Raw genomic sequence first — 20,156 nt, 5'->3', positions numbered from 1 at the left:
TCGATGGTCACCTCGCAACACGCTGAAGAATTATCCACAGGTGCCCGTGAGCTCGGCGTCAGCCTCACCGAAGCCCAGCACGCGCAGTTGCTGGGTTACCTGGCGTTGTTGATCAAATGGAACAAGGCCTACAACCTGACCGCCGTGCGCGATCCGGATGAAATGGTCTCGCGACACTTGCTCGACAGTCTCAGCGTGATGTCTTTCATCGAAGACGGTCGCTGGCTCGACGTCGGTAGCGGCGGCGGTATGCCTGGTATTCCGCTGGCGATCCTGTTTCCCGGTTCGCAAGTGACCTGTCTGGACAGCAACGGCAAGAAAACTCGCTTCCTGACCCAGGTCAAACTCGAACTGAAACTGGATAACCTGCAAGTTATCCACAGCCGCGTCGAAGCGTTTCAGCCTGCAGAGCCTTTCAACGGAATCATCTCCCGGGCCTTCAGCAGTATGGAGAACTTCAGCAACTGGACGCGCCACCTGGGCGACGCCGATACACGCTGGCTGGCAATGAAGGGCGTTCATCCGGCCGATGAGCTGGTAGCATTGCCGGCAGACTTCCACCTCGATAGCGAACACGCCTTGGCCGTACCCGGTTGCCAAGGCCAACGCCATCTGCTGATACTGCGCCGCACGGCATGATTGGGAACACAAGCAAGAATGGCTAAGGTATTCGCGATAGCGAACCAGAAAGGTGGTGTGGGCAAGACCACCACCTGCATCAACCTCGCAGCATCCCTGGTCGCGACCAAGCGCCGGGTGCTGTTGATCGATCTCGATCCACAGGGCAACGCCACCATGGGCAGCGGTGTGGATAAACATGGCCTGGAAAACTCCATCTACGATGTACTCATCGGTGAGTGCGACCTGGGCCAGGCCATGCATTTCTCCGAGCATGGTGGTTACCAGCTGCTGCCGGCCAACCGTGACCTGACGGCGGCAGAAGTGGTGCTGCTGGAAATGCAGATGAAGGAGAGCCGCCTGCGCAGCGCGTTGGCGCCGGTTCGTGAAAATTACGACTACATCCTGATCGACTGCCCACCGTCACTGTCGATGCTGACCCTCAATGCGTTGGTTGCCGCCGATGGGGTGATTATCCCCATGCAGTGTGAATACTTCGCCCTCGAGGGGTTGAGCGACCTTGTGGATAACATCAAGCGTATCGCTGAGCTGTTGAATCCAGAGCTGAAAGTCGAAGGCCTGTTGCGCACGATGTACGACCCGCGCCTGAGCCTGATGAACGACGTGTCGGCCCAGCTCAAGGAGCATTTCGGCGAGCAGCTCTACGACACGGTCATTCCGCGGAACATCCGCCTGGCCGAAGCGCCGAGCTATGGCATGCCGGCCCTGGCCTATGACAAACAATCGCGTGGCGCGCTGGCCTACCTGGCCCTGGCGGGCGAGATGGTTCGCCGTCAACGCCGCCAGCCACGCATCGCTGCAGCCCAGCCAACTTAAGGAAACCCCATGGCCGTCAAGAAACGAGGTCTCGGACGTGGACTGGATGCGCTGCTCAGCGGTCCGACTGTCAGTTCGCTTGAAGAACAGGCAGTCCAGGTCGATCAGCGCGAATTGCAGCATTTGCCGCTGGACCTGATCCAGCGTGGCAAATACCAGCCGCGTCGGGACATGGACCCGCAAGCGCTGGAAGAACTGGCCCAGTCGATCAAGACCCAAGGCGTGATGCAGCCGATAGTGGTCCGGCCGATTGCCAATGGGCGGTTCGAGATCATCGCCGGCGAACGCCGCTGGCGCGCGAGCCAGCAAGCCGGCCAAGAAACCATCCCGGCGATGGTCCGCGACGTACCGGATGAAACCGCGATCGCCATGGCGCTGATCGAGAACATCCAGCGCGAGGACCTCAATCCGATCGAAGAAGCGGTGGCCTTGCAGCGCTTGCAGCAGGAGTTCCAGCTGACTCAGCAACAGGTCGCCGAAGCGGTGGGCAAGTCCCGGGTGACCGTGGCCAACCTGCTGCGATTGATCGCCTTGCCGGAAGTCATCAAGACCATGCTGTCCCACGGCGACCTGGAGATGGGCCATGCCCGGGCTTTGCTCGGTTTGCCGGAAAATCAACAAGTTGAAGGGGCGCGACATGTTGTCGCACGCGGCCTGACCGTGCGCCAAACCGAGGCACTGGTTCGTCAATGGCTGAGCGGCAAACCCGCCCCTGTCGAAGCACCAAAACCCGATCCGGACATCGCTCGCCTGGAGCAGCGCCTGGCCGAGCGCCTGGGCTCTGCGGTGCAGATTCGCCACGGAAAGAAGGGCAAAGGGCAACTGGTGATCGGTTATAACTCCCTCGATGAGCTGCAAGGTGTTCTTGCGCACATTCGCTGAAACAATTGCCCTTGTAGCGCGCAGTCGGAAATCACTACCTTGAGGTTGAATAGGGGCAGAACCGCCCCTATACTCTGCGCGCATTTTGTCGGCACAAATTATGCCAAGTTATTGAATTCCGGCAGCCGACCATTGGAGAGTAAAAGCGATGGAAACACGCACGCCAAACCGCTTGCCGTTCCATCGTCTGGCTGTTTTTCCGGTGTTATTGACCCAGTTCGTCGTTGTACTGATCGCCGCGTTGGCGCTCTGGCAATGGAAAGGAGTCGTCGCCGGATACTCGGGTCTTTGCGGAGGCCTGATAGCCTTGCTTCCCAATATTTACTTCGCTCACAGGGCATTTCGGTTTTCCGGCGCCCGAGCAGCCCAAGCCATCGTCCGGTCCTTTTATGCCGGCGAGGCGGGGAAACTGATTTTGACGGCAGTGCTGTTTGCACTGACGTTCGCAGGTGTGAAGCCATTGGCGCCGCTGGCTGTATTCGGCGTGTTCCTGCTGACCCAGATGGTCAGCTGGTTCGCTCCCCTGCTAATGAGAACAAGACTTTCGAGACCTTAGGGCGTTTGAGGCAACCATGGCAGAGACAACCGCTTCGGGCTATATCCAGCACCACTTGCAGAACCTGACCTTCGGTCAGCTACCCAATGGCAGCTGGGGCTTTGCTCACACTGCAGCAGAAGCTAAAGAAATGGGCTTCTGGGCCTTCCACGTCGATACCCTCGGCTGGTCGGTCGCGTTGGGTCTGATCTTCGTTCTTCTTTTCCGCATGGCGGCAAAGAAAGCGACTTCCGGTCAGCCTGGTGCACTGCAGAACTTCGTTGAAGTACTGGTCGAATTCGTCGATGGCAGCGTGAAAGACAGCTTCCATGGCCGTAGCCCGGTGATCGCACCGCTGGCACTGACCATCTTCGTCTGGGTGTTCCTGATGAACGCCATCGACCTGGTACCGGTCGACTGGATTCCTCAACTGGCCATCCTGATCTCCGGCGATGCCCATATCCCGTTCCGCGCCGTGTCGACCACCGATCCGAACGCGACCCTGGGCATGGCGTTCTCGGTGTTCGCACTGATCATTTTCTACAGCATCAAGGTCAAGGGCATCGGCGGTTTCATCGGCGAACTGACCCTGCACCCGTTCGGCAGCAAGAACATCCTTGTTCAGGCACTGCTGATCCCGGTGAACTTCCTTCTGGAATTCGTGACCCTGATCGCCAAGCCAATCTCTCTGGCCCTGCGTCTGTTCGGCAACATGTATGCCGGCGAGCTGGTGTTCATCCTGATCGCTGTGATGTTCGGCAGCGGCCTGCTCTGGCTCAGCGGCCTGGGCGTGGTGCTGCAATGGGCGTGGGCAGTGTTCCACATCCTGATCATCACCTTGCAGGCGTTCATCTTCATGATGCTGACCATCGTCTACCTGTCGATGGCGCACGAAGAAAACCATTAAGGCCAGTCTCGACTAGTCTGATGTCCTTCCCGGTCAAACGGGAAGGGGCCCGAACGGGCTTGATGAAACGATTTGTTTTACCGCTTTAATCTAAAAAACCTAAACCATACGACGTAAAAGTCGGGAGGAAAGATGGAAACTGTAGTTGGTCTAACCGCTATCGCTGTTGCACTGTTGATCGGCCTGGGCGCACTGGGTACCGCAATTGGTTTCGGCCTGCTGGGCGGCAAATTCCTGGAAGGCGCTGCGCGTCAACCGGAAATGGTTCCAATGCTGCAAGTGAAGATGTTCATCGTTGCCGGTCTGCTCGACGCCGTAACCATGATCGGTGTTGGTATCGCTCTGTTCTTCACCTTTGCGAACCCGTTCGTTGGTCAGATCGCTGGCTGATTATTCGGATCTTCCGAGTAATCTGGTGTGATGGACAACGTAACTGCGAGGTGTTGGCGTGAACATTAATGCGACCCTGATTGGCCAGTCCGTTGCGTTCCTGATTTTTGTACTGTTCTGCATGAAGTTCGTATGGCCTCCGGTCATTGCGGCATTGCACGAACGTCAAAAGAAGATCGCTGATGGTCTGGACGCTGCCAGCCGAGCAGCTCGCGACCTGGAGTTGGCCCATGAGAAAGTGGGTCAGCAACTGCGCGAAGCGAAAGCTCAGGCAGCTGAAATCATCGAGCAAGCCAAGAAACGCGGTACGCAGATTGTCGACGAAGCCCGTGAACAGGCTCGCGTCGAAGCTGACCGTGTGAAGGCTCAGGCTCAAGCCGAGATCGAACAGGAACTCAACAGTGTCAAAGACGCGCTGCGTGCCCAAGTGGGTGCCCTGGCCGTTGGCGGTGCTTCGAAGATCCTGGGTGCCACAATCGATCAAAACGCGCACGCAGAGCTGGTAAACAAACTGGCTGCTGAAATCTAAGCGAGGGCGATCATGGCAGAACTGACCACGTTGGCCCGACCTTACGCTAAGGCGGCCTTCGAGCACGCTCAGGCCCACCAGCAACTGGCCAATTGGTCAGCCATGCTCGGCCTGGCAGCAGCGGTGTCGCAAGACGACACCATGCAGCGCGTGCTCAAGGCCCCGCGACTGACGAGCGCAGAAAAGGCCGCCACGTTCATTGACGTGTGCGGCGACAAGTTCGATGCCAAGGCACAGAATTTCATTCACGTTGTAGCCGAAAACGACCGTCTCCCGCTTCTGCCGGAGATCGCCGCTCTTTTCGACCTGTACAAGGCCGAGCAAGAGAAATCGGTAGACGTGGAAGTGACCAGTGCTTTTGCATTGAACCAAGAACAGCAAGACAAACTCGCCAAGGTTCTCAGTGCACGACTCAACCGGGAAGTGCGCCTGCAAGTCGAGGAAGACAAATCCCTGATAGGGGGCGTTGTCATCCGCGCCGGCGACCTGGTTATCGATGGCTCGATTCGCGGCAAAATCGCGAAACTTGCCGAAGCATTGAAATCTTGAGTTTGAAGGGGCAGCAGAGCAATGCAGCAACTCAATCCTTCCGAAATAAGTGAAATTATCAAGGGCCGCATCGACAAGCTCGATGTGACCTCCCAAGCCCGTAACGAAGGCACTGTCGTCAGCGTATCTGACGGCATCGTGCGGATTCACGGTCTGGCCGACGTCATGTACGGCGAGATGATCGAGTTTCCGGGCGGCGTCTACGGTATGGCCCTCAACCTGGAGCAAGACTCTGTAGGTGCCGTGGTATTGGGCGCTTACACGACGCTGGCTGAAGGCATGAGCGCCAAGTGCACCGGCCGCATCCTCGAGGTTCCAGTCGGTAAGGAACTGCTGGGTCGCGTAGTCGACGCACTGGGTAATCCTGTTGACGGCAAAGGTCCGCTGAACAACACCGAGACCGATGCGGTCGAGAAAGTTGCTCCAGGCGTGATCTGGCGTAAGTCGGTAGACCAGCCTGTACAGACTGGCTACAAGGCTGTCGATGCCATGATCCCTGTCGGCCGTGGCCAGCGTGAGCTGATCATCGGTGACCGTCAGATCGGTAAAACCGCTCTGGCGATCGACGCGATCATCAACCAGAAGAACAGCGGCATTTTCTGCGTCTACGTCGCCATCGGTCAGAAGCAATCGACCATCGCCAACGTGGTTCGCAAGCTGGAAGAAAACGGCGCCCTGGCCAACACGATCATCGTGGCGGCCAGTGCTTCGGAATCTCCTGCGCTGCAGTTCCTGGCTCCGTACTCCGGTTGCACCATGGGCGAGTACTTCCGCGACCGCGGTGAAGACGCGCTAATCGTTTATGACGATCTGTCCAAGCAAGCAGTGGCTTACCGCCAGATTTCCCTGCTGCTGCGCCGTCCACCAGGCCGTGAAGCCTACCCAGGCGACGTGTTCTATCTCCACTCCCGTCTGTTGGAGCGCGCATCCCGCGTCTCGGAAGACTACGTAGAGAAGTTCACCAACGGCGCAGTGACTGGCAAGACCGGTTCCCTGACCGCACTGCCGATCATCGAAACCCAGGCTGGCGACGTTTCCGCGTTCGTTCCGACCAACGTGATCTCCATCACCGACGGTCAGATCTTCCTGGAATCGGCCATGTTCAACTCGGGCATCCGTCCTGCTGTGAACGCCGGTGTTTCGGTATCCCGTGTGGGTGGTGCCGCTCAGACCAAGATTATCAAGAAGCTCTCCGGTGGTATCCGTACCGCTCTGGCTCAGTACCGTGAACTGGCAGCATTCGCCCAGTTCGCTTCTGACCTGGACGAAGCGACCCGTAAGCAACTTGAGCATGGTCAGCGCGTTACCGAGCTGATGAAGCAGAAGCAATACGCTCCTATGTCGATCGCTGACATGGCGTTGTCGCTGTATGCCGCTGAACGTGGGTTCCTGACTGACGTCGAAATCGCCAAGGTCGGCAGCTTTGAACAAGCGCTGATTGCTTACTTCAACCGAGATCACGCCGATTTGATGGCGAAGATCAACGTGAAGGGTGACTTCAATGACGAAATCGACGCTGGCATGAAAGCCGGCATCGAGAAGTTCAAGGCCACCCAAACCTGGTAAGCCGCAGCGGGAGTCGCAAGGCTCCCGCTTGCTAACCTGATAGGTGTTACATGGCAGGCGCAAAAGAGATTCGCAGTAAGATTGCGAGCATCAAAAGCACGCAAAAGATTACCAGCGCCATGGAAAAAGTGGCGGTCAGTAAAATGCGCAAGGCACAAATGCGCATGGCTGCTAGCCGTCCTTACGCGGAGCGCATCCGCCAGGTGATTGGTCATCTGGCCAACGCCAACCCGGAATATCGCCACCCGTTCATGATCGACCGCGCCGTCAAGCGCGTCGGTTACGTCGTGGTGAGCAGTGACCGTGGTCTGTGCGGTGGCTTGAACACCAACCTGTTCAAGGCCCTGGTCAAGGACATGGCGGTAAACCGCGAACAAGGCGTCGAGATCGATCTGTGCGTGATTGGTAGCAAGGGTGCGGCATTCTTCCGCAACTTCGGCGGTAACGTCGTCGCCGCTATCAGCCACCTGGGTGAAGAGCCGTCGATCAATGACCTGATCGGCAGCGTCAAGGTGATGCTGGATGCTTACCTGGAAGGCCGGATTGACCGCCTGTCCGTGGTATCCAACAAGTTCATCAATACCATGACGCAACAGCCTACCGTGGAGCAATTGATCCCACTGGTGGCGACCCCGGAACAGGAACTCAAGCACCACTGGGACTACCTCTACGAACCCGATGCCAAGGAGCTGCTTGACGGCTTGATGGTCCGCTACGTGGAATCGCAGGTGTACCAGGCGGTGGTCGAGAACAACGCAGCTGAACAAGCGGCGCGGATGATCGCGATGAAAAACGCTACCGACAACGCCGGTGATTTGATCAGCGATTTGCAGCTGATCTACAACAAGGCGCGTCAGGCTGCGATCACCCAAGAGATCTCGGAAATCGTCGGCGGCGCTGCCGCGGTTTAACGGTTCAAATATTCAGAGGATCCAGCTATGAGTAGCGGACGTATCGTTCAAATCATCGGCGCCGTTATCGACGTGGAATTCCCACGCGACAGCGTACCGAGCATCTACAACGCGCTGAAAGTACAAGGCGCGGAAACCACCCTGGAAGTTCAGCAGCAGCTGGGCGACGGCGTGGTTCGTACCATTGCGATGGGTTCCACCGAAGGCTTGAAGCGCGGTCTGGACGTTATCGACTCTGGCGCTGCCATCTCCGTACCGGTCGGTAAAGCGACCCTGGGCCGGATCATGGACGTACTGGGCAACCCGATCGACGAAGCTGGCCCGATCGATACCGACGAGCGCTGGGGCATTCACCGTCCTGCGCCATCCTTCGCTGAACAGGCAGGCGGCAACGACCTGCTGGAAACCGGCATCAAGGTTATCGACCTGGTTTGCCCGTTCGCCAAGGGCGGTAAAGTGGGTCTGTTCGGTGGTGCTGGTGTAGGCAAGACCGTAAACATGATGGAACTGATCCGTAACATCGCCATCGAGCACAGCGGTTATTCCGTGTTCGCCGGTGTGGGTGAGCGTACTCGTGAGGGTAACGACTTCTACCACGAGATGAAGGATTCCAACGTTCTGGACAAAGTGGCACTGGTCTACGGTCAGATGAACGAGCCGCCGGGAAACCGTCTGCGCGTAGCCTTGACCGGCCTGACCATGGCCGAGAAGTTCCGTGACGAAGGTAACGACGTTCTGCTGTTCGTCGACAACATCTACCGTTACACCCTGGCCGGTACTGAAGTATCCGCGCTGCTGGGCCGTATGCCTTCGGCAGTAGGTTACCAGCCGACCCTGGCTGAAGAGATGGGCGTTCTGCAAGAACGTATCACTTCGACCAAGGAAGGTTCGATCACTTCGATCCAAGCGGTATACGTACCTGCGGATGACTTGACCGACCCGTCGCCAGCGACCACCTTCGCCCACTTGGACGCCACCGTCGTACTGTCCCGTGACATCGCTTCCCTGGGTATCTACCCAGCGGTCGATCCACTCGACTCGACTTCGCGCCAGCTGGACCCGAACGTGATCGGCCAGGAGCACTACGACACCGCTCGCGGCGTCCAGTACGTGCTGCAGCGCTACAAAGAGCTGAAGGACATCATTGCGATCCTGGGTATGGACGAGCTGTCGGAAACCGACAAGCAGTTGGTATCCCGCGCTCGTAAGATCCAGCGCTTCTTGTCGCAGCCGTTCTTCGTGGCTGAAGTCTTCACCGGTGCCTCGGGTAAATACGTTTCCCTGAAGGACACCATTGCTGGCTTCAAAGGCATCCTCAACGGTGACTACGACCACCTGCCAGAACAAGCGTTCTACATGGTCGGCGGCATCGAAGAAGCGATCGAGAAAGCCAAGAAACTGTAATCCCGGCGCCCGGCAACGGGCGCTAATTTAGGTTGAGGCAATCAGATGGCTATGACAGTCCATTGCGATATCGTCAGTGCGGAAGGGGAAATCTTCTCCGGTCTGGTCGAGTTTGTGGTTGCGCACGGTGATCTGGGTGATCTTGGTATCACCATGGGCCACGCACCGCTGATCACCAGCTTGAAGCCAGGTCCGATTACTCTGACCAAGCAGGGCGGGGACAAGGAGGTGTTCTACATCTCCGGTGGTTTCCTCGAGGTTCAGCCGAACATGGTCAAGGTCCTTGCCGATACCGTGCAACGTGCTGCCGACCTGGACGAAGCCTCCGCTCAGGAAGCCGTCAAGGCTGCCGAGAAGGCCCTGAACGAAAAAGGCGCAGACTTCGATTACGGTTCTGCTGCTGCACGTCTGGCCGAGGCCGCAGCTCAGCTGCGCACCGTCCAGCAGATCCGCAAGAAGTTCGGCGGCTAAGCCGTCCGCTTCGTGTGCGATTGATTAAAAAGGGTAGCCTCGGCTACCCTTTTTTCTTTTCCCGACACTCATCATCTGGTCGCAGCCGCTGACCACCCAGGATTGGTAGCCAGTCATGTCTCTCGAAATCGTTATTCTCGCGGCCGGTCAAGGCACCCGCATGCGCTCGGCGCTGCCCAAGGTGCTGCACCCGGTAGCCGGCAACTCCATGCTCGGACATGTTATCCACAGCGCGCGGCAACTTGGTCCACAGCGCATCCATGTGGTGATCGGTCACGGAGCCGATGCGGTACGTGAGCGCCTGGCGGCGGATGACCTGAATTTCGTGCTGCAGGACAAACAACTCGGTACAGGTCACGCCGTGGCCCAGGCCGTGCCATTCATCACCGCCGATACGGTGTTGATTCTCTACGGTGATGTGCCGCTGATCGAAGTCGATACGCTGCAACGCCTGCTCAAGCACGTCGCGCCGCGTCAATTGGGCCTGCTCACCGTCGAGCTGGATGATCCGACCGGCTACGGCCGCATCGTACGCAACGCCGACGGCCAGGTGACTGCCATCGTCGAGCAGAAAGACGCCAATGACGCCCAGCGCGGCATCACCGAAGGCAACACCGGGATTCTTGCCGTTCCCGCCGAGCGCCTGGGGGACTGGATGAGCCGCTTGTCCAACAACAACGCCCAAGGCGAGTACTACCTCACCGACGTGATCGCCATGGCCGTTGCCGATGGGCTGGTGGTCGCCACCGAGCAGCCCTTGGACGCGATGGAAGTGCAGGGCGCCAACGATCGCCGGCAACTGGCCGAACTCGAACGCCATTACCAGCTGCGCACCGCCCGCCGCTTGATGGCCCAAGGCGTGACCCTGCGCGACCCTGCCCGTTTTGACGTCCGTGGTGAAGTCAGTGTCGGCCGCGACGTGGTCATCGATATCAACGTCATCCTCGAAGGCAAAGTCGTCATCGAAGACGACGTGGTCATTGGCCCGAACTGCGTCATCAAGGACAGTACCCTGCGCAAAGGCGTGGTAATCAAGGCCAACAGTCATCTCGAAGGCGCGGTGATGGGCGAGGGTAGCGACGCCGGCCCGTTTGCTCGCCTGCGCCCGGGCACGGTGCTGGAAGCCCGCGCTCATGTGGGTAACTTCGTGGAACTTAAAAACGCTCATATGGGCGAAGGTGCCAAGGCCGGGCACCTGACTTATCTGGGCGACGCCGAAATCGGCGCACGTACCAACATCGGTGCGGGGACCATCACCTGCAACTACGATGGCGCCAACAAGTGGAAAACCGTGTTGGGCGAGGATGTGTTCATCGGTTCGAACAACTCCCTGGTAGCACCTGTGGATATCTCCAACGGTGCGACCACGGCGGCCGGCTCGACTCTGACTCAGAATGTGGATAACGGCCAGCTGGCGGTGGGGCGTGCACGTCAGCGCAACATCGACGGCTGGAAGCGTCCGGAAAAGATCAAGAAGCCTTAAAGTTATCCACACCCTCTCCTGTGGGAGCGAGCCTGCTCGCGAATGCGGTATCAGACAGCGCTGCTCTGACTGACCTACCGCATTCGCGAGCAGGCTCGCTCCCACAGTTGTCCGCTGATTTCTGAATTTTTCTCCCTGCGCCTTGACGATATCGCCTCAATAGGTTTTGATTGCTTACGTTATCTTTCGAATCGAAACTTAAGCAGCCATGTCCAAGCGCAATACACCACAACGCCGCCACAACATTCTCGCTTTGCTCCAGGAGCAGGGCGAGGTGAGCGTGGATGAGCTGGCCAAGCGCTTCGAAACCTCGGAAGTTACGATTCGCAAGGATCTCGCCGCGTTGGAGACCAATGGCCTGTTACTGCGCCGCTACGGTGGCGCGGTGCCGATGCCGCAGGAACTGGTCGCCGACAGTGCGCAAAGCGTTTCCAAATACAAACAGGCCATCGCCCGTGCCGCCGTGAAGCGGATCCGCGAGCATGCGCGCATCATCATTGACAGCGGCAGCACCACGGCGGCGATGATTCCCGAGCTTGGCCAGCAACCGGGGCTGGTGGTCATGACCAACTCCCTGCATGTGGCCAATGCGCTGAGCGAACTGGAGCATGAGCCCGTGCTGCTGATGACCGGTGGTACCTGGGATCCTCATTCCGAGTCGTTCCAGGGCCAGGTCGCCGAGCAGGTGCTGCGCTCCTATGACTTCGACCAGCTGTTCATCGGCGCCGACGGCATCGATCTGGTTCGAGGTACCACCACTTTCAACGAACTGTTGGGCCTGAGCCGTGTGATGGCCGAGGTTGCCCGCGAAGTGATCGTGATGGTGGAGGCCGACAAGATCGGTCGCAAGATCCCCAATCTGGAACTGCCGTGGAGCAGCGTCCATACCCTCATTACCGATGATCGCCTGCCCGTGGAGGCACGCGACCAGATTCAGGCCCGCGGCATCAATCTGATCTGCGCACCTGTCAGCCAGGAGAAATAACATGTGTGGAATTGTCGGTGCCGTTGCTGAACGCAACATCACGGCCATCTTGCTTGAAGGGCTCAAGCGTCTTGAATATCGCGGCTACGACAGTGCCGGCGTGGCGGTCTTCACCAACGACGAGAAGCTTGAGCGCGTGCGTCGTCCGGGCAAGGTCAGTGAACTGGAACGAGCCCTGGACGCTGAGCCGCTGATCGGTCGCCTGGGCATCGCCCATACCCGTTGGGCCACCCATGGTGCGCCGTGCGAGCGTAACGCCCATCCGCACTTCTCCGGCGACCTGGCCGTGGTGCACAACGGCATCATCGAAAACTATGAGGCGTTGCGCGAACAGCTGAAGGCGCTTGGTTATGTCTTTACTTCGGACACCGACACTGAAGTCATTGCCCATTTGCTCACCCACAAGCTCAAGGACCTGGCGGACCTGACCGTGGCGCTCAAGGCCACGGTCAAGGAACTGCATGGCGCCTATGGCCTGGCGGTTATCAGCGCGAAACAACCGGATCGGCTGGTGGCGGCCCGCAGTGGCAGCCCGCTGGTGATTGGCCTGGGCCTGGGGGAAAACTTCCTGGCTTCCGACCAGTTGGCGCTGCGTCAGGTGACTGACCGCTTCATGTATCTGGAAGAGGGCGATATCGCCGAGATTCGCCGTGACAGCGTGCAGGTCTGGAACCTTGAGGGGAAAGAAGTCGAGCGCGAGGTGGTCCAGTACCGCGACGGTGCCGAAGCCGCCGACAAAGGTGAGTTCCGCCATTACATGCTCAAGGAAATCCACGAGCAACCGGCCGTTGTCCAGCGCACCCTTGAAGGCCGCCTGAGTCAGGAGCAGGTGCTGGTCCAGGCCTTTGGTCCGCAGGCAGCCGAGTTGTTCGCCAAGGTGCGCAACGTGCAGATCGTGGCGTGCGGCACCAGCTATCACGCCGGCATGGTTGCGCGTTACTGGCTCGAAGAGCTGGCGGGTATCCCGTGCCAGGTTGAAGTCGCCAGCGAGTTCCGCTATCGCAAGGTAGTCGTGCAACCAGACACTCTGTTCGTGACAATTTCCCAGTCCGGCGAAACCGCTGACACCCTGGCAGCGCTGCGTAACGCCAAGGAACTGGGCTTTCTCGCCAGCCTGGCGATCTGCAACGTCGGCATCAGCTCGCTGGTGCGTGAATCCGACCTGACCCTGCTGACCCAGGCTGGTCGCGAGATCGGCGTGGCGTCGACCAAAGCGTTCACCACGCAACTGGTCGGCCTGCTGCTGCTGACCCTGTCCTTGGGCCAGGTGCGCGGTACGCTCGCAGAGGGCGTCGAGGCCAAACTGGTGGAAGAGCTGCGCCGCCTGCCGGCCCGCCTGGGTGAAGCCTTGGCAATGGACAGCACGGTGGAAAAAATTGCCGAACTGTTCGCCGAGAAGAATCACACCTTGTTCCTGGGCCGTGGTGCGCAATTCCCAGTGGCGATGGAAGGAGCCTTGAAGCTCAAGGAAATCTCCTACATTCACGCCGAAGCCTACCCGGCCGGCGAACTCAAGCACGGCCCGTTGGCGCTTGTGGATAACGACATGCCGGTGGTCACCGTGGCGCCGAACAACGAGCTGCTGGAAAAGCTCAAGTCCAACCTGCAGGAAGTGCGCGCCCGTGGCGGCCAGTTGGTAGTCTTCGCCGATGAGAAGGCTGGCATGACCAACGGCGAGGGCACCCACGTGGTGCATATGCCGCACATCCACGACATCCTTTCGCCGATCCTTTACACCATTCCGCTGCAACTGCTGTCGTATTACGTCGCCGTGCTCAAGGGCACCGACGTGGACCAGCCGCGTAACCTGGCGAAATCGGTCACGGTCGAGTAAGGCTGGGGCAGGGTAACGGAGTCGGCCGCTCGGCTCTGATCCGAAGCGCAAAAAAACAACCCCCTGATTTCAGGGGGTTTTTTATTGGGGGCAACTAAATTTCAGTCCGGATTTGTGCAAGGACGGCGATTCGATCACCTCGGGGCCGCCCACCCTGTTCGTCGTATTCACGGTAAGCCCCTGAACAACTGCGTTGACAACGTGGAGCATAGGTGATGATATCAAGTCATACGACAACGTATGACGTCAAAATAATAAAAACGAAAGGCGCAGCCATGTTTCCTCCATTTGCCGCCCAGCGAACATGTAGTCCATCGGTCCCACGCGTTATCGCCGTGCGCCAGCTACCTTTCCGAAAAGCTCTTTTCGCGCTCGCCAGTGCAATCGAATTCCCCGATCTCAACGTCCAAGCAGTCTTGCCTTCCCGCCAGGCATCAGCGCTGGGCGTGTCCGTTTCTCGCTCAACCTCAATCCCACAATGAATGGCAGCACCCGGAGAACAATAATGAAGAAAACACTCTGCGCCTCTTTGATCGCCTCGTTTCTGAGCTTGGCCGCTGGCACAGCGATGGCTGCCGATGCCAGCGATTGGCCAAGCCGTCCGGTACAGGTCGTGGTGATTGCCAACGCCGGTGGTGACACCGATTTCAACGCACGGATGATGGCCAAGTACTTCACCAAGGTCACCGGCAAGACCATGGTCGTCACCAACATGGCCGGTGGGGGCGGCACCATCGCCGCCGATGCGGTCAAGAGCGCAGCGCCGGATGGCAATACCATTCTCTTCACCCACACCGGCCAGTTGATCGTCAACGAAGTCGCGGGGCTGTCGGAGGACCGCTTTGATGCGTTCGATATTTCCTGCATCGCTGGCGTCGACAAAGGGGCGGTGTTCGTCTCGGCGAAAAGCTCGGGCATCGACAGCCTCGACCAACTGATTGAAAAAGCCAAGGCCAAGCCCGGCACCATCACTTACGGCACCGAGATGGGCAACTTCTCGCACCTGCAAGGCTTGATGTTCGAGAAGCTCGCCGGGGTGAAACTGAAAATGGTCGACAGCGGCACCGTCTCGGAAAAAATCGTCGCCTTGCTCGGCAAGCGCATCGACCTCGGCGCCATCAGCTATGGCTCGGTCCAGGATTACATCTCCAGCGGCAAAATGACCGCCCTGGGCCAGCCGAACGCCGAACGCAACGCGCTGCTTGGCGACGTCAAGACCTTCAAGGAGCAAGGCGTGGACCTGGTCCTGGACAAGCCTTACGTCGTCGCCTTCCCGAAAGGCACGGACCCGGCCATCGTCAAGAAAATGGCCGACACCATGAAGAAGATCACCGAAGAGCCGGAATATGCCGAGGAGCTGAAGAAGTCCTTCAAGCAGCCGGTGAGCTTCCAGGGCCCAGAAGAAGCTGTCGCCACATTGAATAAAACCCGGGACAGCTTCATGCAGTTCAAGGACGAGATGCGTAAAGCGAAATAATTTTGCGTAACGGCTCGGGTGTGAACCGCGTTGGCCAACGCCCGAGAACCCGTCCTTCCCAGCAAGAGGAGCCTGTATGGATTCCTATAAAAGAAACGAGCTGATCGCCGGATTGGCGATGCTCGGCGCCGGCGTCGCTTACCTGATACTGACCATGAACCTGCCGCGTCGCGGGACAGTCGATGCCGCGTTTGTCCCTTGGGTACTCGCCGTCGCGCTGTGTCTGTTGGGCGCATTGCAATTGTGGGCGTGGCGCAAGCTGCCGGACAAAAGTGCCGAACCCTCGGAAAAGCCAGAGGCGATCGATTACCCAACGGTCATCAAATCCGTGGCCTTGGTGCTGCTTTACACAGCGCTGATGCAGCCGGTGGGTTTTCTGATCACGACTGCGCTCTATCTCTATGCCCAGTTCATCGTATTGACCCCGGCGGACGAAAAGGTCAAGCACCTGCGTTACACGCTGATCGCGGTGGTTTCGGCTGTGCTGATTTTTTACATCTTTCGTCATGGCTTCGACTTGCTCCTGCCTGTCGGTTTATTGGATTTCTAGGGGACGGCCATGATTGAGCTCATGCAAACAGGCTTCGCAGCCGTACTGACACCCTACGTCTTTCTGCTGATCACCCTCGGCGTTGCGGTGGGGATCGTTTTTGGAGCGGTGCCTGGTCTTTCGGCCACCATGGCGATCGCTTTGTGCTTGCCGCTGACTTATTCGATGGGACCCGGTCCTGGCCTGGCGCTGCTGGTGGCGCTTTTCGTTGGCGCCACCTCGGGAGGGCTGATATCGGCGATATTGCTCAACATACCGGGAACGCCGGCCTCCATCGCGACGACGTTCGATGGCTGGCCGCTGATGAAACAAGGCCATGGCGTGAAAGCCCTTGGGATTGGCGTGGTGTTCTCGTTCCTCGGCACGATCTTCAGTATCGCCGCGCTGATGTTCATCGCTCCGATCCTGGCGGAACTGGCCCTGAGCTTTGGCCCGCACGAATACTTTTCCATCGCGATCTTTTCGCTGACGCTGATTGCCACGCTGTCCACCGGCTCGCTGGTCAAAGGCTTGTTTGCCGGTGCCCTGGGCTTTGCCTTTTCCACCGTGGGGATCGCTCCGGTCGAGGCTATTCGCCGCTTTACCTTTGACCTGCCGAGCCTCAATGGCGGCTTCGCCATGCTCACCGTGATGATCGGTATGTTTGCGGTCTCCGAGGTGCTGAAGTTCGCTGAAAGCGCGCGCCTGAGTCACCGGGCCAAACCCCAGCACGTCAGCATGAAAGGCGTTAAAGGTTTTGGTTTTTCGATGAAGGAATTTGTCGGCCAATTGCCCAACGCCACTCGATCATCCCTGATCGGCCTGGGCATCGGCATCTTGCCTGGCATCGGTGCCGGTACGTCGAATATCGTCTCTTACATCGTGGCGAAGAAACGCTCGAAGACACCGGAGGAGTTCGGCAAAGGCAAGATTGACGGCGTGGTCGCCAGCGAGACGGCAAACAACGCTGGCATCGGCGGCGCGATGATTCCTCTGCTGACGCTCGGCATTCCCGGCGATACCACTACGGCAGTGATGCTCGGTGGTTTCATGATCCACGGCATCCAGCCCGGACCGTTGCTGTTCATCAGCCAGGCACCCTTGGTCTACACGATCTTCGCCGCGTTGATCCTCGCTTCCGTGTTGATGCTGGTGCTGGAATTCTACGGCCTGCGCATGTTCATCAAGTTGTTGGCGGTGCCCAAGCACATTCTGCTGCCGATCATCCTGGTGCTTTGCGTCGTCGGCGCCTTTGGCTTGAACAGCCGGATCTTCGACGTCTGGGCGGTGTTGCTGTTTGGCTTGCTGGGGTATGGGTTCGTCAAGGCCGGTTTGCCGATTGCACCGTTCATCATCGGTTTCATCCTCGGTCCGATGGCTGAAACCAACTTGCGTCGCGGCTTGATGCTGTCCGATGGCAATTTCGGCGGCTTCCTGACCAATCCCATCTCGGCGGGCTTCCTCATCCTGGCCGCCGCGTCCATCTCCTGGCACCTGGTGACGGTCATTCGCAACCGCAAAAGTGCGGCCATCGAATTGATGCGCAGCTAGCCCATTGCATTCGCTGCTGTAACACGACGCCGTGTTGCGGCAGCCGAACCCAAACGTTCGGAGCATAGCCATGCAAGACACGCCTCAACTGTCTTCCGCCGATGACGACCGCATTGCCTGGGTGCGCGTGGCCTCGGTATTCCTGCCGCTGGCCAACCCCATCAGCGACGCCAAGGTACTGACCGGTCGGCAAAAGCCAATGACCGAAATTGCCATGCTGTTTGTCGAAATCGAAACCAGGGACGGCCACCGTGGCCTGGGTTTCAGCTATTCCAAGCGCGCCGGCGGCCCCGGGCAATTTGCCCACGCCAGGGAACTCGCTCCCAGCCTCATCGGCGAAAACCCCAGCGACATTTCCAAATTGTGGGACAAGCTCTGCTGGGCGGGTGCCTCGGTGGGGCGCAGCGGCCTGGCGACCCAGGCGATCGGTGCATTCGATGTCGCCCTGTGGGACTTGAAAGCCAAGCGGGCCAACCTTTCCCTGGCGCGTTTGCTCGGCGCTCATCGCGATTCCGTCCAGTGCTACAACACGTCGGGGGGATTCCTGCACACGCCGCTTGATCAATTGATGATCAATACTGACATCTCCCGGGAAAAGGGTATCGGCGGGATCAAGCTCAAAGTCGGCCAGCCTGACCAGGCCCTGGATCTGCACCGGGTCAGCACCATCCGCAAACACCTGGGGGATAGCTTCCCCTTGATGGTCGATGCCAATCAGCAATGGGACCGACCCAACGCCCAGCGCATGTGCCGCCAGTTGGAACAATACAACCTGGTCTGGATCGAGGAGCCGCTGGATTGCTATGACGCCGAAGGCCACGCCGCGCTGGCGCAGCAATTCGACACGCCGATCGCCACCGGTGAAATGCTCACCAGCGTTGCCGAGCACTGGGAATTCATCAAGTTGCGCGCTGCCGATTACCTGATGCCTGATGCGCCGCGTGTCGGCGGCATCACGCCTTACCTGAAAGTCCAGGCAGCAGCCGAACAAGCAGGACTGATGATCGCGCCGCACTTTGCCATGGAACTGCACATCCATCTGGCCGCCAGTTACAGCCGCGAGCCTTGGGTGGAACATTTCGAATGGCTGGAGCCATTGTTCAATGAACGCATGGAGACCCGTGACGGACGAATGCTGGTGCCCACCCGGCCTGGCCTTGGGTTGTCCTTGAGCGAACGCGTGGCGGGATGGACGGCCGACCAGGTCGAGATCGGGCGGCGCCCGTGATCAGGTCAATGAGGAGCACGCCATGGCGTTGAGCCCTGAGTTTATCCAGAGCATCGAGCACGTCGTGGGCGCTGCGGGCGTGGTACGGGATCCGGCGCTCATGGCCAGCTATCTGACAGACTGGCGTAGCGCCTATCAAGGCCAGGCCGCGCTCGTGGTCAGGCCCGCGACCGCCGAGGAGGTGGCGGCAGTGGTGCGGCTTTGCCACGACGCCAGGGTGGCGCTGGTGCCCCAGGGCGGCAATACCGGTTTGTGCGGTGGCTCGATTCCGGATGCTTCCGGCAGCCAGGTGGTGTTGTCTTTGACCCGGATGAAGCGCATCCGTGAAATAGACCTCGCCAATGAAACCATCACGGTCGAGGCCGGGGTGATCCTGCAGCACCTCCAGGAGGTCGCCAGCCAGGCGGGGCGCCTGTTCCCGCTATCCCTGGGGGCGGAGGGCAGTTGCACGGTGGGTGGCAATCTGGCGACGAACGCTGGCGGCACGGCGGTGCTGCGCTACGGCAACATGCGTGAGCTGACGCTCGGGCTTGAGGTGGTATTGCCGGACGGACGAATCTGGAACGGTTTGCGGGGGTTGCGCAAGGACAACACCGGTTACGATCTCAAGCATCTGTTCATCGGCTCGGAAGGCACGCTGGGCATCATCACTGCGGCGGTGCTGAAGCTGTTTCCGGCAACCTGCAGCACGGCGACAGCCTGGGTTGCGCTGCCTTCGCCACAAGCGGCGGTGGATTTGATCGGTCATGTCCGCAGCCTGTGCGCCGACCGCCTGACGGGCTTCGAGATGATGTCGCGCCAGAGCCTGGATTTCGTCTTGGATCATGTGGCGGGTTGCAGCGATCCGCTGGAGACGAAACATCCCTGGTACGCGTTGATTGAATTGCGCGACACGGTGCCCGATGCGCCTTTGACGCTGCTGCTCGAAAACGGCTTGGCCCATGCCTTCGAGCAAGGTTGGGTCATTGATGCGGTGTTGGCCAGCAGCCAGGCGCAGGCCGCCGCGCTGTGGGCGCTGCGCGAAGGAATTTCCGAGGCGCAGAATCACGAAGGCCCCAGCCTCAAGCATGACATCAGCGTGCCTGTCAGTCGGATTCCGGAGTTCATCGAGCGCACTGACAAAGCCCTGCAACAGGACTTTCCAGGCGTGCGCATCGTTTCCTATGGGCACATGGGCGACGGCAATCTGCACTACAACATCAGCAAGCCGATTAGCGATGCGGACGCTTCGTTCAAGGCCCGCGAACACGCGATCATGCAGCTCATTTACCGGATGACGAGCACCTTCAATGGCAGCATCAGTGCTGAACATGGGCTGGGGCAAGCCAAACCCGACGCGGCGGTCCGCTTCAAGGACCCTCTGGAGATGGAGCTGATGCGCGCCATCAAACTCACGCTTGACCCTGCCGGGCTAATGAACCCCGGCAAGGTCTTCACTTCCCATGGCCCTTGATACCTGGATCAGGAAGG

20 protein-coding genes are annotated in these 20,156 nt (G+C 59.1%); all 20 read left to right on the top strand.

Going from position 1 to position 20,156, the window contains the following annotated elements; translation table 11 throughout:
* The first annotated feature begins 3 nt into the window (after positions 1-3).
* Positions 4-639 carry a 16S rRNA (guanine(527)-N(7))-methyltransferase RsmG gene (gene rsmG / locus J3P89_RS28335; protein ID WP_434698070.1) on the top strand — a complete coding sequence of 212 codons (636 nt, stop codon included), beginning with the start codon at positions 4-6 and terminating at the stop codon, positions 637-639.
* Between the two features lie 18 nt (positions 640-657).
* Positions 658-1,455, top strand: a complete 798-nt coding sequence (locus tag J3P89_RS28330) for a ParA family protein (protein ID WP_030139029.1) — start codon at positions 658-660, stop codon at positions 1,453-1,455.
* 9 nt (positions 1,456-1,464) lie between these two features.
* Positions 1,465-2,337, top strand: a complete 873-nt coding sequence (locus J3P89_RS28325; protein ID WP_305497746.1) for a ParB/RepB/Spo0J family partition protein — start codon at positions 1,465-1,467, stop codon at positions 2,335-2,337.
* A 148-nt stretch (positions 2,338-2,485) separates the two neighbouring features.
* Positions 2,486-2,893 carry a F0F1 ATP synthase subunit I gene (locus J3P89_RS28320; RefSeq protein WP_305497745.1) on the top strand — a complete coding sequence of 136 codons (408 nt, stop codon included), beginning with the start codon at positions 2,486-2,488 and terminating at the stop codon, positions 2,891-2,893.
* 16 nt (positions 2,894-2,909) lie between these two features.
* The gene (atpB, locus tag J3P89_RS28315; protein WP_434602344.1) at positions 2,910-3,779 is read left to right on the top strand and encodes a F0F1 ATP synthase subunit A; all 870 of its coding nucleotides are present in this window, start codon (positions 2,910-2,912) and stop codon (positions 3,777-3,779) included.
* 132 nt (positions 3,780-3,911) lie between these two features.
* Complete coding sequence (atpE, locus tag J3P89_RS28310) at positions 3,912-4,169, top strand: F0F1 ATP synthase subunit C (RefSeq protein WP_003097235.1); 258 nt, start codon at positions 3,912-3,914, stop codon at positions 4,167-4,169.
* Positions 4,170-4,227: 58 nt separating this feature from the next.
* Positions 4,228-4,698 carry a F0F1 ATP synthase subunit B gene (locus J3P89_RS28305; RefSeq protein ID WP_047230097.1) on the top strand — a complete coding sequence of 157 codons (471 nt, stop codon included), beginning with the start codon at positions 4,228-4,230 and terminating at the stop codon, positions 4,696-4,698.
* A 12-nt stretch (positions 4,699-4,710) separates the two neighbouring features.
* On the top strand, positions 4,711-5,247 hold the full coding sequence (locus J3P89_RS28300; protein ID WP_003187192.1) for a F0F1 ATP synthase subunit delta: 537 nt from the start codon (positions 4,711-4,713) through the stop codon (positions 5,245-5,247).
* Positions 5,248-5,268: 21 nt separating this feature from the next.
* Positions 5,269-6,813, top strand: a complete 1,545-nt coding sequence (gene atpA, locus J3P89_RS28295) for a F0F1 ATP synthase subunit alpha (protein WP_434570698.1) — start codon at positions 5,269-5,271, stop codon at positions 6,811-6,813.
* Positions 6,814-6,863: 50 nt separating this feature from the next.
* Complete coding sequence (gene atpG, locus J3P89_RS28290) at positions 6,864-7,724, top strand: F0F1 ATP synthase subunit gamma (RefSeq protein ID WP_186611299.1); 861 nt, start codon at positions 6,864-6,866, stop codon at positions 7,722-7,724.
* A 27-nt stretch (positions 7,725-7,751) separates the two neighbouring features.
* Positions 7,752-9,128, top strand: coding sequence for a F0F1 ATP synthase subunit beta (gene atpD, locus J3P89_RS28285; RefSeq protein ID WP_186611300.1), 1,377 nt, complete (start codon positions 7,752-7,754; stop codon positions 9,126-9,128).
* Between the two features lie 45 nt (positions 9,129-9,173).
* Positions 9,174-9,599, top strand: a complete 426-nt coding sequence (locus J3P89_RS28280) for a F0F1 ATP synthase subunit epsilon (RefSeq protein ID WP_434626886.1) — start codon at positions 9,174-9,176, stop codon at positions 9,597-9,599.
* Positions 9,600-9,714: 115 nt separating this feature from the next.
* Positions 9,715-11,082, top strand: a complete 1,368-nt coding sequence (glmU, locus tag J3P89_RS28275) for a bifunctional UDP-N-acetylglucosamine diphosphorylase/glucosamine-1-phosphate N-acetyltransferase GlmU (RefSeq protein WP_434696340.1) — start codon at positions 9,715-9,717, stop codon at positions 11,080-11,082.
* A 208-nt stretch (positions 11,083-11,290) separates the two neighbouring features.
* Positions 11,291-12,067, top strand: coding sequence for a DeoR/GlpR family DNA-binding transcription regulator (locus J3P89_RS28270; RefSeq protein ID WP_434570693.1), 777 nt, complete (start codon positions 11,291-11,293; stop codon positions 12,065-12,067).
* Between the two features lies 1 nt (position 12,068).
* On the top strand, positions 12,069-13,901 hold the full coding sequence (gene glmS / locus J3P89_RS28265; RefSeq protein WP_434696339.1) for a glutamine--fructose-6-phosphate transaminase (isomerizing): 1,833 nt from the start codon (positions 12,069-12,071) through the stop codon (positions 13,899-13,901).
* 505 nt (positions 13,902-14,406) lie between these two features.
* On the top strand, positions 14,407-15,378 hold the full coding sequence (locus J3P89_RS28260) for a tripartite tricarboxylate transporter substrate binding protein (RefSeq protein WP_434570689.1): 972 nt from the start codon (positions 14,407-14,409) through the stop codon (positions 15,376-15,378).
* A gap of 76 nt (positions 15,379-15,454) precedes the next feature.
* On the top strand, positions 15,455-15,928 hold the full coding sequence (locus tag J3P89_RS28255) for a tripartite tricarboxylate transporter TctB family protein (RefSeq protein ID WP_434602349.1): 474 nt from the start codon (positions 15,455-15,457) through the stop codon (positions 15,926-15,928).
* Between the two features lie 9 nt (positions 15,929-15,937).
* A complete protein-coding gene (locus J3P89_RS28250) occupies positions 15,938-17,458 on the top strand; it encodes a tripartite tricarboxylate transporter permease (RefSeq protein ID WP_305497735.1) in 1,521 nt (506 codons plus the stop codon).
* Between the two features lie 70 nt (positions 17,459-17,528).
* A complete protein-coding gene (locus tag J3P89_RS28245; protein WP_434696338.1) occupies positions 17,529-18,686 on the top strand; it encodes an L-talarate/galactarate dehydratase in 1,158 nt (385 codons plus the stop codon).
* A gap of 22 nt (positions 18,687-18,708) precedes the next feature.
* Positions 18,709-20,139, top strand: a complete 1,431-nt coding sequence (locus J3P89_RS28240) for an FAD-binding oxidoreductase (protein ID WP_434696337.1) — start codon at positions 18,709-18,711, stop codon at positions 20,137-20,139.
* Positions 20,140-20,156: the final 17 nt, after the last annotated feature.

It is taken from the genome of Pseudomonas sp. Z1-14 (assembly GCF_051132005.1).
Taxonomy (GTDB): domain Bacteria; phylum Pseudomonadota; class Gammaproteobacteria; order Pseudomonadales; family Pseudomonadaceae; genus Aquipseudomonas.
This window is presented reverse-complemented; position numbering and strand designations above follow the sequence as displayed.